At 65.8% G+C, this 14,593-nt stretch carries 11 protein-coding genes; 5 read left to right on the top strand and 6 right to left on the bottom strand.

Features of this window, described 5'->3' with window-relative positions:
* Positions 1 to 49 precede the first annotated feature (49 nt).
* Positions 50 to 1,216: a type III PLP-dependent enzyme gene (locus EF888_RS06770; RefSeq protein WP_109760311.1), complete on the bottom strand. Its 1,167-nt coding sequence runs from the start codon at positions 1,214 to 1,216 to the stop codon at positions 50 to 52.
* A gap of 243 nt (positions 1,217 to 1,459) precedes the next feature.
* Between EF888_RS06770 and EF888_RS06765 the strand changes: the two genes are divergently transcribed.
* Both EF888_RS06765 and EF888_RS06760 read left to right on the top strand, forming a co-directional pair.
* On the top strand, positions 1,460 to 1,999 hold the full coding sequence (locus EF888_RS06765) for a pseudouridine synthase (RefSeq protein WP_109760224.1): 540 nt from the start codon (positions 1,460 to 1,462) through the stop codon (positions 1,997 to 1,999).
* Positions 2,000 to 2,139: 140 nt separating this feature from the next.
* Positions 2,140 to 2,544, top strand: coding sequence for an SET domain-containing protein (locus tag EF888_RS06760; protein ID WP_109760225.1), 405 nt, complete (start codon positions 2,140 to 2,142; stop codon positions 2,542 to 2,544).
* Positions 2,545 to 2,584: 40 nt separating this feature from the next.
* Here EF888_RS06760 and EF888_RS06755 read toward each other — a convergent pair whose 3' ends face one another.
* Positions 2,585 to 3,142: a DUF4453 domain-containing protein gene (locus tag EF888_RS06755; protein ID WP_109760226.1), complete on the bottom strand. Its 558-nt coding sequence runs from the start codon at positions 3,140 to 3,142 to the stop codon at positions 2,585 to 2,587.
* 212 nt (positions 3,143 to 3,354) lie between these two features.
* On the opposite strand from EF888_RS06755, the gene EF888_RS06750 reads away from it, so the two are divergent.
* Positions 3,355 to 4,827, top strand: a complete 1,473-nt coding sequence (locus tag EF888_RS06750; RefSeq protein WP_109760227.1) for a glycosyltransferase family 39 protein — start codon at positions 3,355 to 3,357, stop codon at positions 4,825 to 4,827.
* 44 nt (positions 4,828 to 4,871) lie between these two features.
* Here the strand turns inward: EF888_RS06750 and EF888_RS06745 are convergent, their stop codons facing one another.
* Together EF888_RS06745 and EF888_RS06740 are read right to left on the bottom strand one after the other, a co-directional pair.
* On the bottom strand, positions 4,872 to 6,350 hold the full coding sequence (locus EF888_RS06745; RefSeq protein WP_109760312.1) for an NAD(P)(+) transhydrogenase (Re/Si-specific) subunit beta: 1,479 nt from the start codon (positions 6,348 to 6,350) through the stop codon (positions 4,872 to 4,874).
* A 16-nt stretch (positions 6,351 to 6,366) separates the two neighbouring features.
* Positions 6,367 to 7,938 carry a Re/Si-specific NAD(P)(+) transhydrogenase subunit alpha gene (locus EF888_RS06740; protein WP_109760228.1) on the bottom strand — a complete coding sequence of 524 codons (1,572 nt, stop codon included), beginning with the start codon at positions 7,936 to 7,938 and terminating at the stop codon, positions 6,367 to 6,369.
* A gap of 181 nt (positions 7,939 to 8,119) precedes the next feature.
* On the opposite strand from EF888_RS06740, the gene kynU reads away from it, so the two are divergent.
* Positions 8,120 to 9,313: a kynureninase gene (gene kynU, locus EF888_RS06735; RefSeq protein WP_109760229.1), complete on the top strand. Its 1,194-nt coding sequence runs from the start codon at positions 8,120 to 8,122 to the stop codon at positions 9,311 to 9,313.
* 186 nt (positions 9,314 to 9,499) lie between these two features.
* Complete coding sequence (locus EF888_RS06730) at positions 9,500 to 11,482, top strand: Hint domain-containing protein (protein WP_109760230.1); 1,983 nt, start codon at positions 9,500 to 9,502, stop codon at positions 11,480 to 11,482.
* Positions 11,483 to 11,500: 18 nt separating this feature from the next.
* Here the strand turns inward: EF888_RS06730 and EF888_RS06725 are convergent, their stop codons facing one another.
* Both EF888_RS06725 and EF888_RS06720 read right to left on the bottom strand, forming a co-directional pair.
* Positions 11,501 to 12,271, bottom strand: a complete 771-nt coding sequence (locus EF888_RS06725) for a gamma-glutamyl-gamma-aminobutyrate hydrolase family protein (protein WP_109760231.1) — start codon at positions 12,269 to 12,271, stop codon at positions 11,501 to 11,503.
* A gap of 116 nt (positions 12,272 to 12,387) precedes the next feature.
* A complete protein-coding gene (locus EF888_RS06720; protein ID WP_109760232.1) occupies positions 12,388 to 14,508 on the bottom strand; it encodes a malate synthase G in 2,121 nt (706 codons plus the stop codon).
* Positions 14,509 to 14,593 lie beyond the last annotated feature (85 nt).

Below are 14,593 nucleotides of genomic sequence, written 5' to 3'. Positions count from 1 at the left end.
CCCCGGCCGCGGGGGCCGGGGTTCTCAGGTCCTCGTATGAGGCCAAGGCTCAGATGACGCAGACGTCCAGCGGCGGGAAGCCGTTGAAGCCGACCGACGAATAGCTCGAGGTGTAGGCGCCGCAGTTGCGGATCACGACGCGGTCCCCGGCGGTGAGGCCCACGGGCAGCGACACCATCTTCTTCTCGTAAAGCACATCGGCGCTGTCGCAGGACGGACCCGCGAGGATGCAGGGGCCCATCGCCTCGTGGTCGCGGGGCGTGGCGAACTGATAGCGGATTGCCTCGTCCATCGTCTCGGCCAGACCCGAGAACTTGCCGATGTCGAGATAGACCCAGCGGTGCAGCTCGTTTGCCGACTTGCGGCTCACCAGCAGAACCTCGGCGGCGATCACGCCCGCGTCCGCGACCATGCCACGGCCGGGCTCGGCCATCACAAGCACGTCGCCGAAGCGGGCGCGCACCTGGCGCATGACGCCGGCCGCATAGGCGGTCGCAGGCTCGATGACTTCGCCGTAGAACGCCGGGAAGCCGCCGCCGATGTTCAGGAGGCGCAGCTTATGACCCGCCTCATGCGCGGCAGCCCAGACCGCCAGGACCTGATCCAGAACCGGGCCCCACATTTCCGACCGGCGGGTCTGCGAACCGACATGAAACGAGAAACCGGCCGGGTCGAGGCCAAGCTCTTTCGCGCGGTCGAGAAGCGCCAGCGCCATCTCGCCGTGGCAGCCGAACTTGCGGCTGAGCGGCCAGTCGGCCTGGCTGTTCTCGACGATCAGGCGGATGTAGACGCCCGCGCCGGGTGCGTTCTCGGCAATCTTCTGCAGCTCTTCCTCGGCGTCGGCCGCGAAGAGGGTCACACCCGCCTCGTAGGCGAAGGCGATGTCCGACGGACGCTTCACGGTGTTGCCGAAGCTGATCGTCTCGGCCCGGGCACCCTGGCTGAGGCAAAGCTCGATTTCGCCGCGCGAGGCGGCATCGAAGTGCGAGCCAACCTGAACCAGACGCTCGATGATCTCGCGCGCCGGGTTCGCCTTGACGGCATAGTGGATGTGCGCGTCGCCCAGACCTGCCTGGAGAGCGTCGAAGTTGTGCTCGACCCGATCGACGTCCAGCACGAGCGTCGGCCTGTCGAAGGCGTGGACGCGGGCATAAACTTCGGCACGGGAAGGCGACAGGTCATCGCGGGCGGGAAGCCCAACGTCATGCATCGTCATGTTCATCTCCAAAAGACCCGGCCAAGATATGACCGCTCAGTTCCAAGGGAGACGTTACCGTCGCTGCGTAAACGCGGGCGTTTGACGATGCCGGCCAGAGGCGCGTGCGTTGGCGTCTTGAGCGGGTGATATGGGGCTTGTGCCCGAGTCGTGCAAGAGGAAATTCGCACGGATTTTCACAGGCTTCGTCGTCGGCGGTTTTGTGCGCTTTTCGCATCACCCCGCACCCTGCTACCAAGGGCCATGACCCTGATCCTGTTCAACAAGCCCTGGGGCGTGCTCAGCCAGTTCACCGACGCGAAATCGCCCTCGCCCCGCCCGACGCTGTCGACGTTCGGCCTGCCTGCGGGCGTGTATCCCGCCGGGCGCCTCGACCGCGATTCCGAAGGGCTGCTTATGCTCACCGACGACGGGCGCCTTCAGGCACGGATCGCGTCGCCGACTGCCCGGACAGAGAAGACCTACCTCGTCCAGATCGAAGGCGATCCGCTGGACGCCGATCTCGATCCGCTGCGCAGGGGCGTGATGCTGAAGGACGGACCGACACGGGCGGCGCGCGTCCGTCTCATCGACCCGCCGGATCTGTGGCTGCGGGACCCGCCCGTGAGGGTCCGGCTATCAGTGCCTGACCGATGGATCGAGGTCACCCTCACCGAGGGCCGGAACCGCCAGGTCCGGCGCATGACGGCCGCCGTCGGGCTTCCCACGCTGCGCCTCGTGAGGTGGCGGATCGGCGACTGGACGCTGGACGGACTGGCCCCCGGAGAGTGGCGCGAGATCTGATCCGCCGACGCCTTCCGACCCCACTTGCAATTCCTCGAAACGCGCGCACATTCACGACGCGCGGACCGCCCCGCGTCGGACCGGACGGTCCGGGTAAACAACGTCCGGCCGGCGGCCCGGCGCCTTCGGAGGATTGGCGCATGATGCTTGTGCGCTGCTACCTCGCCCCGTCCTCGATCGAGGGTCTGGGCGTCTTCTGCCACGACGACATCAAGGCCGGACAGAACGTCTGGGCCCACGAGGATACGCTCGACCAGCGCATCCCCGCCGACAAGGTTTCGACGCTGCCCGAGCACGTGCGCGAGTTCGTCGACCGCTACGCCTATCCTGACTGGAACAACCCCGGCTACGTCATCCTCGAGACCGACGAGGGCCGGTTCATGAACCACGCCGACGAGCCGAACCTCGATTTTTCGGACGGGACCCACGGCTATGCCGTCAGGGATATCCCCGCCGGAACCGAACTGACCTGCCACTACTCGACCTTCACCGAAGGCCCGATCGTCATGCAACCGCCGCGCCACCGCGTTTCGGCTCACGCCTGACAGGATCACCGCCCGGGTCCCGCGAGGAACCCGGGCGGCCTCAGCCGGCGTAGGCGGTGCAGTTTGCATCCAGACCCGGCGCCAGCCAGCCGCCAGCTTTCACGGACAGATCGCTGTTGAAGACGGTGACGTACTGCCACCCCTCCTCTTCCCAATGCGCGAAGCGAACGACGTCCGCGGTGGCGATCGCGCCCAAGGCCTCGGCCGCGTCCGAGCGTCCGGCGCGGAGCGGCGTCTCGGGTCCGTTCCAGCCGAGGCAAAGCGAATCCGTCAAGTCCCGCACGGGCAGGTCGACAAGCCGTTGCCGCACGGCCAGATCGTCGAGGTCGAGCGCAGGCCGCGAGGTGTCGACCTGACATGTCTCCTCGGCCTCGCGAGCCATCAGGCGCTCGACGAGACCGGCGTCGCGCCGGGACACGGCCGCGGTCTTGCCGGTGCAGCCCTCATTGCCGAACACGGACTGGCCCAGGGTGGAGCCAAAGCAGTATCCCCCCCGGTCCATGACCAGGTTTCGCGTGAACCAGAGGTCATCGCAGACCGCATCCGCGCGGGCGGCGAATGGAAACAGGACCAACAGGAAGAAGAGAATGAATCGCATTGTCGTGAATTAACCATCGGCAGAGGTTCGATCAATGCGGCTTTCCGCCTCTCGCGGCATCGTCAATTTTCGTGTGCGGAAACAGTTCTTGCACCCTTTCCGGGGCCTCCCGCCCTGTGCCCAAGGCAGGAGCACCCTACATCATCAAGCATCGGCCGCCCGAGCGTGTCAGGCGGTCAACCGTCTGCGCGTCAACATGAATCGATCCGGTCATGCAGTCGACACACCATCGCAACCCCCGCACCGCACAGGTCGCCGCCATGGCGCTCCTGGCCCCTGCGTTGGTCTGGTTTGCGGCCGCGACCGTGCCAGGACTTCAGGCCGCCTATTCCTATTGGTTCGACGAACTTTACAGCGTTGTCATCAGCCGCGACGATCTGGGCAGCGCCCTTCGCCTGACGTTCGAGGACGTCCACCCTCCGCTCTATCAGGTCATCCTCTGGGCGTGGATGTCGCTCTTCGGCAGCGGCGAAAGCGCGACCCGCGCGCTGTCGGTGGTGGCCATGCTTGCGGGTCTCGGTGTCCTTCTGAGCCTACGCAGGCACCTCGGGCTGACGACGACGCTGGTGCTCTCGGCCTTCGTCCTTCTTAGCCCTCAGACCGTGTATTACGCGCAGGAGACGCGCAGCTACGCGCTTTTGCTGTTCCTCGGCTGTCTCTGCCTTCGCGCCCTCGTGACCCGTGACCGGCGTCTGCTTTACGTCTCGGCCCTGCTTCTGGGCCTGACGCACTATTTTGGCGCCATCCTCGGCACCCTGGCGCTGACCTATCTTGTGCTGACGCGCCCGACGCCTCGTACCTTCCTTGCCGCGCTGGCTGTCTTCTGCCTGATCGCGGCCTGGCCTGCGGCTCAGCTTGCGGCCGGATCCACGGCCGACCTTCTCGGCGGCAACTTCTGGATCCGTACTGGGTCCAGGCACGCCGTCGAACTGGGAATCGCCGCCGCCTGGCCGGGTCTGGACCTGCTCATGGGGAAGGTCTCGGGCGCGCTCGGACTTGCGGGCGAGACCGCGGAGACCGTGGCGGCCCTCGGGGTAGTGGCCGTGGTCACCATGCTTGGTCTTGCCGTTGTCCTTTTCGCGCGCCGGGATGCGAAACTTCTGATGCTGGCGGGCGGGACCGTCGGCGCGCTTGTCTTCGTGGTCGGCGCCCTCAGCCTGCACACGCCGCTCGCGACGTCGCGCAACTTCATCGAACTCGTGCCGTTCGGTGCTCTGGCGCTCGCTATCCCGCTGGCGCGGGCATTACGGGGACCGGTGTGGGCGTCCGTCCCGGCGATGGCCTTCTGCGCCCTCTACGCCACCGTCTCGATCTCGCACAGCGCCACTCAGATGGCGGTGCGCAAGAACCCCTCGCATCCCTACCAAGCCCTGCTCGCCCATGCGGAGGCCGCGGCCGAGGCCGGTGACGTGCCCCTTTTCCTCTATGACGTGAAGGCGCCGGTCTTTCGCGACATCATGGCTTTCTACCTGTCCGAGCCGGACCAGGCCGAAGCCATGAAGTATGCGGAGGGCGAGGCGGACCTGCCGCCCGATTTCATCCTGCTGTTTCTGAACGAAAGCTGCGAGAGGCTCGGAGAGGACCTCGAACGGCTGTCGAAATCCTACCAGTCGACCGAAATCGACGGGACGTTCTCACAGGGCTGCTACTACACTTCGGGCGCCCTGCGGCTCTCCCGGTCCTGACGGACGTCGGGCGCCCGCATGGGGCGCCCGAAGTCCAGACCGTCTCAGTCGATCTTCGGCATCAGGTTGTCCAGGCTGGCCTTGGCGTCGCCATAGAACATCCGCGTGTTCTCTTTGTAGAACAGCGGGTTTTCGATGCCCGAATACCCCGTGCCCTGGCCGCGCTTCGACACGAAGACCTGCTTGGCTTTCCAGACCTCGAGCACCGGCATCCCGGCGATCGGCGAGTTCGGGTCGTCCTGCGCCGCCGGGTTCACGATGTCGTTCGAGCCAATGACGATGACGACGTCGGTCTTGGGGAAGTCGTCGTTGATCTCGTCCATTTCGAGCACGATGTCGTAGGGCACCTTCGCCTCGGCCAGAAGCACGTTCATGTGCCCCGGAAGACGTCCCGCGACGGGATGGATGGCGAAGCGGACCTCCTTGCCCTGCGCGCGAAGCTTGCGCGTCAGCTCGCTGACCGACTGCTGCGCCTGCGCCACCGCCATGCCGTAGCCCGGCACGATGATGACGGAGTCCGCCTCGTTCAGCGCCGCCGCGACGCCATCGGCGTCGATGGCGATCTGTTCGCCCTCGATGTCCTGCGCCGGGCCCTGCGTGCCGCCGAATCCGCCAAGGATCACGCTCACGAAGTGCCGGTTCATCGCCTTGCACATGATGTAGGACAGGATCGCGCCCGATGAGCCGACCAAGGCGCCGGTCACGATCAGGAGGTCGTTGCCAAGCGTGAAGCCGATGGCCGCCGCCGCCCAGCCAGAATAGCTGTTCAGCATCGAGACGACGACCGGCATGTCCGCGCCGCCGATCCCCATGATCAGGTGCCAGCCGATGAAGCCCGCGATCAGCGCCACCAGAACCATCGTCCAGATGCCCGCGCCGTTGAAGTACAGAAGCCCCAGGATCAGGCAGAGCGCCAGCGAGATCGCGTTCAGCCAGTGACCCGAAATGAAGGGCACCGGGCTTTCATCCGACGGCAGCATCAGCTTCTTGGGCTTGCCATCGATCTTGCCCGCGAGTTTTCCGAAAGCGACAATCGAGCCGGTGAAGGTCACGGCCCCGATGAAGATGCCGAGGAACACCTCGACCTTCAGGATTGCGACCTCGGTCGGGTCCTTGTGCCACAGCGTCTCGCCGAAGGCCGTCAGGTCGGCGGCGAACATGTTGACGCCCTGCGCCTTCATCTCGTTCACCGCACTCAGCATGATGTCGGCGTTGAGCCCGATGAACACCGCCGCGAGACCGACGAAAGAGTGCAGCGCCGCGACGAGTTGCGGCATCTCGGTCATCTGGACGCGACCGGCCACGTACTGGCCGGCGAAGGCGCCCGCCGCGATGGCCACGACGATCAGCCAGAGGTTCTGGACGCCCGGCGCAAGCACTGTGGCCAGCACCGCGACGGCCATGCCGGCGATGCCGTACCAGACCGCGCGCTTGGCGCTTTCCTGGTTCGACAGCCCGCCGAGTGACAGGATGAACAGGACGGATGCCGCGATGTAGGCGGCAGAGACGAGTCCGTTGGACAGCATGACTACCTCCTCCTCACGACTTCTGGAACATGGCGAGCATCCGGCGCGTGACCTGGAACCCGCCGACGATGTTGATGGAAGCGATCAGCACTCCCACGAAGCTCAGAAGCACCACCAGCAAACTCGACGCCCCGATCTGAAGCAGCGCGCCGACGACGATGATGCCCGAAATCGCGTTGGTCACCGCCATCAGCGGCGTGTGAAGCGCGTGGCTGACGTTCCAGATCACCTGGAAGCCCACGAAGCAGGCCAGCGCGAAGACGATGAAGTGCGACATGAAGCTCTCGGGAGCGTAGGCCCCGATCATCAGCATGACCGCAGCGCCGACGACGAGCAGGGTCACCTGCCGCTTCGTTGCGTCGGCGAAGTCGGCCTTCTCCTTCGCGCGCCGTTCCTCGACGGTCAACTCCTTCGGTTTGTCCTTCTTCGGCTGCGCCGCGATGGCCGGCACCTTCGGAGGCGGGGGCGGCCAGGTGATGTCGCCGCCATGCGTGACGGTGGCCCCCCGGATCACGTCGTCCTCCATGTTGTGGACCACCTGCCCGTCCTTGGCCGGCGTGAGGTCCGTCATCATGTGGCGCACGTTGGTGGAGTAGAGCAGCGACGACTGCGTCGCCATGCGTGACGGGAAATCGGTGTAGCCGACGATGGTCACGCCGTTGTCGGTGACGATCTTCTGGTCCTTGACGGTCAGCTCGCAGTTGCCGCCGCGTTCGGCTGCGAGGTCGACGATGACCGAGCCCGGTTTCATCGCCTCGACCATGTCCTGCGTCCAGAGCACGGGCGCGTCGCGACCGGGGATCAGCGCCGTCGTGATGACGATGTCCACCTCGGGGGCTAGCTCTCGAAACTTCTCGAGCTGCTTCTCGCGGAACTCGGGCGACGACGGTGCGGCATAGCCACCCGTGGCGGCGCCGTCCTGGGATGTCTCCTCGAAGTCGAGATAGACGAATTGCGCGCCCATGCTCTCGATCTGCTCGGCCACTTCGGGACGCACGTCGAAGGCATAGGTGATCGCGCCGAGCGAGGTCGCCGTGCCGATGGCGGCAAGACCCGCGACGCCCGCGCCGATGACCAGCACCTTGGCAGGAGGCACCTTGCCCGCCGCCGTGATCTGGCCGGTGAAGAAGCGTCCGAAGTTGTTTCCCGCTTCGATCACCGCACGGTAGCCGGCGATGTTCGCCATGGACGACAGCGCGTCCATCTTCTGCGCGCGACTGATGCGGGGCACCATGTCCATCGCGATGACGTTGGCGCCCTGCGCCTTTGCCGTTTCCATGAGAGCGCCGTTCTGCGCCGGCCAGAAGAACGAGATGAGGGTCTGCCCCTCCTTCAGCTTCTTCGCCTCCGCCTCGGAGGGCGGCTGGACCTTGGCGACGATATCGGCCTCTTTCCAGAGGTTCGCGCCGGTCACGACCTTGACGCCCGCCTCCTGGTAGGCCGCGTCCGTGAAGCCCGCCTTCTCGCCCGCGCCCTTTTCGATCAGGCATTCGTAGCCAAGCTTCTGAAGGTCCCTGGCGCTTTGGGGCGTCATCGCCACGCGCGCCTCTCCCGCCGCCGATTCCTTCGGCGCTCCGATTCTCATGGGTCGCATCCCCCCGTTAGGTGGCCGTCCGGTACGACGCCCGCCCGACCTGTCTAAAGGCGGCCCCACGCTTTGCCAAGCTCTTGGAACTGCGCCTTTTGGCGCAGGTATACCAGTATACCGCGGCATTCCGGAGAGAGCCGTCTGGCACATGCGGAGCGACACCGCTACGACTTGGCCCATGACCGATTTCGCCGCCACGCGCCGCCTGTTCGACCTGCCGGAAGGCGTGATCTACATGGACGGCAATTCTCTGGGGCCGCTGCCGCGCGCCGCCGTGCGCCGCCTCGACCGCGCCGCGCGCGAGGAATGGGGCGGGATGCTCATCACCGCCTGGAATCGCGCGGGGTGGATGGACATGCCACGCCGGCTCGGCGACCGCATCGCCCGGTTGATCGGTGCCCCGGAGGGGTCGGTGGTGGTCGGCGACACGCTGTCGATCCGGCTTTGGCAGGCGCTTGCCTCCGCTCTCGACCTGAACCCCGGCCGGCGGGTGATCCTGAGCGATTCCGGCAACTTCCCGTCTGACCTTTACATGGCCCAAGGCCTGATCCGCACGCTCGGACGCGGGCACGATCTGCGCGTGGTCGCCCCGGACGAGGTGGAAAGCGCCATCGACGACAGCGTGGCGGTCCTGATGCTGACCGAGGTCGATTATCGGACCGGACGGCTGCACGACATGGCCGCCCTGAGCGCGCAGGCGAAGGCCGCAGGGGCGCTGACCGTCTGGGATCTCGCGCATTCCGCCGGGGCCATTCCGGTCGATGTGACGGGCGCCGGGGCGGATTTCGCCGTCGGCTGCACCTATAAGTATCTCAACGGAGGTCCGGGCGCCCCGGCCTTCATCCATGTCGCGCCGCGCCACCTTCCGAACGTCACCCCTGCCCTCGCGGGCTGGCTCGGCCACCGCGCACCCTTCGACTTCGACCCGGACTATCGGCCAGCGGACGGCATCGACCGGATGCGCGTCGGTACGCCGCCGGTCCTGCAGATGGCCGCGCTCGACGCCGCGCTGGATGTCTGGGAGGGGGTCGACATGGCCGACCTTCGGCAGAGATCGATGGAATTGTCCGAACGGTTCGTCTCGGCCGTCCTCGCAGGCTGCCCCGACCTTGCCCTCGCTTCGCCCGAGGACCCGACAGCGCGCGGCAGCCAGGTGTCGTTCCGACATCCCCAAGGGTACGCGGTCATGCAGGCCCTGATCGAAGCCGGGGTCGTCGGAGATTTCCGGGCACCTGATCTCCTGCGGTTCGGGATCACGCCGCTCTACCTCTCCGAAGGCGATATCGACCGGGCCGCAGAAAAACTTGCCGAGATCATAGGCTCGGGGAGCTGGAACGACCCTCGATTTCATCGCCGGGCTGCGGTGACGTGATCCTCGGGCGCTTCCACTACATCTAGAGGGAGAATTCTCCTTTTTCCATATGTCTTGCGACATACGACAAGCTGTAGCAGGGTCAGCTTCAACGATTCCTTTTCGCCCTGCTGCCAGCTCGAGCTTGAAGGAAGTCTACAAGAAACTGGGGGCAAGCGGCATTACGGCCGCCGGGAGTTTTCTGCCATGCCTGTCGGCTATCGCGTCAATTTGGGCGGCAATACGCTTGATCCCGGCGATTCCGTCGGGACCACACCGATCACCTTCACTGCGGCTGAGACCATCGGTACCGGGAACTGGTCTTACACGTATTTCAACGGCTTTTTCAATGTGAACGCGAATGGCGGTGGCACGTACTACCTTGCCACCGATGGATACGTCTACTTCGACCCCAGTGCCTCGAACGCCGACAGCCGAACCATCGTCTCGGCCCAGACCACGGCGACGCCCGCCTATACCGGACCCATCTACGGCACCACCGGCAACGACGCGGCGCTGACGGGAACCATCGGCGACGATACGATCTATGGCGGCACCCTGCCCAACCCGACGACTGGCACAGGCGACGACACCGTCTCGGGCGGTGCCGGTGACGACACGATCTTCGGAGGCGATGGCGGCGATTCCATCTCGGGCGGGACCGGGTCGGACAGCATTTCGGGCGGTTCCGGAAGCGACACGCTGAACGGCGGCGGCGGGGTCGCAAGTTCACTTCGTGCCGAGAAATCCTTGAACTGGAGCCAGCAGGGCGGCGACGAAACCGGGCTCGAGGCTGGGTTCACCCAGGACACCGGCACGATTTCCGTGACCTTCACCTATTCCGACGATGGCGCCGGAGATTCCGGGCAGGTCGAAACCGGGTCGGTGCAGTACGTCGCAGGGGGCGAACCCTTCGCGACCAACTCCTCGCTGGAACTGCGCGGCACGGGAAATGGCGCCACGTCGACCGCCACGCTGGAATTCTCGAGCAACGATCCAGACGTTTCGGACGAGGTCGCCAACGTCAGGTTCCGCATCAACGACGTCGACACCGGCGGCTGGCAGGACCAGATCGTGGTGCTGGCCTACGACGCCGACGGCAACGCCGTGCCGGTCACGCTGAGCGCCGCCGGCAACGACACCGTATCCGGGAGTACCATCATCGCGGGCCCCGGCGGCGACAGCTCGAACGAGCCGGACGGATCGGTCCTCGTGCAGATCGCCGGCCCCGTCGCGCGGATCGAGATCGTCTACTCGAACCTCACCGCAAGCAGCCAGATCGTGTTCGTCACCGACGTCCACTTTCAGCCGGTCGAGATCGACGGGGCCGACACGCTGGACGGCGGGGCGGGCAACGACGTGATCGTCCTCGGCGGCGGCGACATCGGACAGGGGGGCGACGGCAACGACACCTTCACCATCGACGCGGCCGCGCTGACGGGGGCGGCCATAACCGTGGCCGGCGGCGAGAGCGCGGAATCCGGTGCGGGCGACACACTCGACCTTACCGGCGTCCTCCAGAAGGGGTCGATCGTCTATTCCAACCTCGACGACGGCGCGGGCGGCCTTTCCGGCACGGCGACGCTGATCGACGGTTCCGTCCTCACCTTCTCGGAAATCGAGACGATCATCTGTTTCACGGCGGGCACCATGATCCGCACGCCGCGCGGCGAGCGGCAGATCGAGACGCTCAAGCCCGGCGACATGGTCACGACGCTGGACCGCGGTGAGCAACCTCTGCGCTGGATCGGGCGCCGCACCGTTCCCGCGACGGGGGTTCTTGCGCCGATCCGCTTCGCCACCGGAAGCTATGGCAACCACCGCGACCTTCTGGTGTCGCCGCAGCACAGGATGCTGTGCCGGGGCTATGCGGCGCAGCTTCTGTTCGGCGAAACCGAGGTGCTGGCCCCCGCGAAATCCCTCGTCGACGATTTCCAGGTGACGATCGACTACGGCGGGATGGTGACCTATGTCCACATGCTGTTCGACCGGCACGAGATCGTCATCGCCAACGGCGCCCCGTCCGAAAGCTTCTATCCGGGGAGGTGCGGACTCGATAGCCTGTCCGATCCGTCGCGGGATGAGTTGTTCAGGCTGTTCCCAACCCTTCGGTCGGACGCCGGGTCCTATGGACCGGCAAGCCGCACCTGCGTGAAGGGTTCGGAGGCGCGCGCTCTCGCAATGGTCTGAGCCGCGGCGCGGGCCGCGTCAGGCGCTCTTCAGCCTCGCTGGACGGTCGCCCTTGGCCCAGGACCGCGCCGCGTCGCCGAACGCTTCGAACAGGGGCTTCGACACGGGATCCTGGTCGGCCTTGTATTCCGGGTGCCACTGCACGCCGAGCGCGAAGCCAGGCGCGCCCTCGACATAGATCGCCTCGGGCGTGCCGTCGGGGGCGTGGCCGTCGATCACGATGCGCTCGCCCTTTGCCTTGATCCCCTGCCCGTGCAGCGTGTTGGTCATCACCTTCGGCTTGCCGAACAGACGATGGAAGACGCCGCCTTCGGTCAACGTCACCTCGTGCCGAAGCTCGAACTTCTGCTCGATGGTGCCGTCGGGCGGCATACGGTGGTTCATGCGCCCTGGAAGCTCGCGGATTTCGGGATAAAGCGAGCCGCCCATGGCGACGTTCAGCTCCTGAAAGCCGCGACAGATGGCCAGGATCGGCTGTCCCTCGGCCACGCACTCGCGGATCAGGCGCAGCGCCAGCCTGTCCCGTGAGCGGTCGAAGGTGCCATGCGCGGGCGTCTCGTCCTCGCCGTATTCCTCGGGGTGGACGTTGGCGCGGCCGCCGGTGAAGACGAAGCCGTCGCAGGCCCGGCGGAGTTCGGCCAGATCGACAAGGTCGGGGCAGCTTGGCACGATAAGGGGCAGCGCCCCGGCGACGTGTCGAACCGCCCAGCTGTTCATCTGACCGCCGACATGCACGGGGTACTGATCGTTCATGAGGTACGAGTTACCGATGATACCGACGACCGCCATGTGGACCTTATCCTTTCCGAGCCCTTGACCCCAGTCTTGCCGAATCGTGGAGGAACGGCAATCCAATCGCACGGATGAGTGAAGAAACGCCTGAAATCGTGGCGTTTCCGCCTGCCTCACCCCTGCTTGAGCTCAAGGCGGCGGCGGTGCAGGATCGGTTCGGTATAGCCCGAAGGCTGGTCGATCCCTTCGAAGACGAGGTCCGAGGCCGCCTGGAACGCCACCCCGTCGAAGCCGGGGGCCATCGGACGGTAAGCTGGATCGTTCGCGTTCTGAGCGTCGACCTTGGCGGCCATGCGCTTCAGCGCGTCGCGTACCTCGTCTTCACTCACCACCCCGTGACGCAGCCAGTTCGCGAGCGCTTGCGAAGAAATCCGACAGGTCGCGCGATCCTCCATCAGCCCCACATCGTGGATGTCGGGCACCTTCGAGCAGCCGACACCCTGGTCGATCCAGCGCACGACGTATCCAAGGATGCCTTGCGCGTTGTTCTCGACCTCGGCGCGGATCTCGTCCTCGGACCACCGTGCATTCCCGGCGAGCGGGATCGTCAGGAGGTCGTCGAGCGAGCCGCGCGGGCCTTGCGCGGCGAGCTCGCGCTGGCGGTCGAAGACGTCGGTTTCATGGTAATGCGTCGCGTGCAGGGTCGCGGCCGTGGGCGACGGAACCCACGCCGTATTCGCGCCTGCCTGGGGATGCGCCCCCTTCTCGGCTAGCATGTCGGCCATGCGGTCCGGCATCGCCCACATCCCCTTGCCGATCTGAGCGCGGCCCGACAGCCCGCAGGCAAGTCCGATGTCGACGTTTCGATCCTCATAGGACTTGATCCAGGCAGACCCCTTCATCTCACCTTTGCGGATCATCGGTCCGGCCTCCATCGAGGTGCGGATCTCGTCGCCGGTGCGGTCGAGGAAGCCTGTGTTGATGAAGGCCACGCGGTCCTTCGCGGCCCGGATGCACTCCTTGAGGTTAACGCTCGTCCGCCGTTCCTCGTCCATGATGCCCAGCTTCACGGTGTTGGCCGGCAGACCGAGCAAGGCCTCGACCCGGTCGAAAACCCGACAGGAGAACGCCGTCTCCTCGGGCCCGTGCAGCTTTGGCTTCACAACGTAAACCGAACCTTCGAGGCTGTTCTTAAGGAGATCGGAGACAGGTTTTTCCAGGTCGTGCATGGCGATCAGCACCGTGACCGCCGCGTCCATCAGGCCCTCGTGAATCTCGTCTCCGGATTCGAGAAGGATCGCGGGGTTCGTCATCAGAAGCCCGACGTTCCGCACCAGCATGAGCGCACGCCGCCTGACCCGCACTTCTCCGGCGTCCGATGCGAAGGCATCGTCGGGGACGAGGGCGCGGGTGAAGGTCCGGCCGCCCTTCGTCACCACCTCGGTCAGGTCACCCTTCATCAGGCCCAGCCAGTTCCGATAGGCCACGATCTTGTCCTCGGCGTCCACACAGGCGACGGAGTCCTCGAGGTCCATGATGGCCGTCACCGCGGCCTCGAGCTTGACGTCGGCAAGGCCGAGGAGGTCGGAGGCAGCGATCTCGGTTCCTGTGCTGAAATCAAGAATGATCCCCAGTCCGTTGTGGCGGAACAGAAATTCGCTTCCCTTCCGGCCAAGGAACAGGCTTTCGTCCTCCAACTTCGGAAATGGCCGACCGCCGTGGGCGTCGGCCTTTGCCGCCAGCGCCCAAGACCCCTTCGCCAGCGGAAGGGCCTGATCCAGAAACGCCTTGGCCCAGGCGACGACGCGACCGCCGCGCAGCGCGTCGTATCCGCCACCTGACGGGGTGTCGCCCAACGCATCGGTGCCGTAAAGCGCGTCGTACAGCGATCCCCATCGCGCATTGGCCGCGTTCAGCGCATACCGCGCGTTTGTCACCGGCACGACGAGTTGCGGTCCGGGAATCGACGCGATCTCGGCGTCCGTTCGCTCGGTGCCGATCGAGAAGTCAGGTCCTTCGGGCACGAGGTAGCCCATGCCCTCCAGCATTGCGCGATAGGCTGCCATGTCGGAAACAGGCCCGGGATTGTCGCGGTGCCACGCATCGAGCTTGCCTTGAAGCGCCGCCCTCTTGTCCAGAAGTGCGCGGTTCTCGCCGGCCATGTCATGCGCGATACGGCTCAACCCGCCCCAGAACGTCTGAGGGTCGATATCGGTGCCCGGAAGCGCCTCCTCCTCGACGAATGCGGCAAGGTCCGCCGCAACCTGAAGCCTGTGCCGTTCAACTCGCGCCATGCCTGCCTCTCCTGTTTTTCAGTTTCGAAGGTCGAAGCTAGGCCTCGAATGCGAAAAGGAAAAGGGGCGTTGCCGCCCCTTCGAA

Source organism: Silicimonas algicola, assembly GCF_003970735.1.
Lineage (GTDB): Bacteria > Pseudomonadota > Alphaproteobacteria > Rhodobacterales > Rhodobacteraceae > Silicimonas > Silicimonas algicola.
Note: the sequence above shows the minus strand (reverse complement) of the source record. Positions and strands in the feature narration are given on the sequence as shown.

What these genes read in the sequence shown, in the direction of transcription:
- kynU (WP_109760229.1), top strand. Translation starts at nt 8,120, where the DNA reads ATGACCGATTTCGCCGCCACGCGCCGCCTGTTCGACCTGCCGGAAGGC.
- EF888_RS06755 (WP_109760226.1), bottom strand. Translation starts at nt 3,142, where the DNA reads ATGCGATTCATTCTCTTCTTCCTGTTGGTCCTGTTTCCATTCGCCGCC.
- EF888_RS06760 (WP_109760225.1), top strand. Translation starts at nt 2,140, where the DNA reads ATGATGCTTGTGCGCTGCTACCTCGCCCCGTCCTCGATCGAGGGTCTG.
- EF888_RS06730 (WP_109760230.1), top strand. Translation starts at nt 9,500, where the DNA reads ATGCCTGTCGGCTATCGCGTCAATTTGGGCGGCAATACGCTTGATCCC.
- EF888_RS06750 (WP_109760227.1), top strand. Translation starts at nt 3,355, where the DNA reads ATGCAGTCGACACACCATCGCAACCCCCGCACCGCACAGGTCGCCGCC.
- EF888_RS06770 (WP_109760311.1), bottom strand. Translation starts at nt 1,216, where the DNA reads ATGACGATGCATGACGTTGGGCTTCCCGCCCGCGATGACCTGTCGCCT.
- EF888_RS06725 (WP_109760231.1), bottom strand. Translation starts at nt 12,271, where the DNA reads ATGGCGGTCGTCGGTATCATCGGTAACTCGTACCTCATGAACGATCAG.
- EF888_RS06740 (WP_109760228.1), bottom strand. Translation starts at nt 7,938, where the DNA reads ATGAGAATCGGAGCGCCGAAGGAATCGGCGGCGGGAGAGGCGCGCGTG.
- EF888_RS06720 (WP_109760232.1), bottom strand. Translation starts at nt 14,508, where the DNA reads ATGGCGCGAGTTGAACGGCACAGGCTTCAGGTTGCGGCGGACCTTGCC.
- EF888_RS06765 (WP_109760224.1), top strand. Translation starts at nt 1,460, where the DNA reads ATGACCCTGATCCTGTTCAACAAGCCCTGGGGCGTGCTCAGCCAGTTC.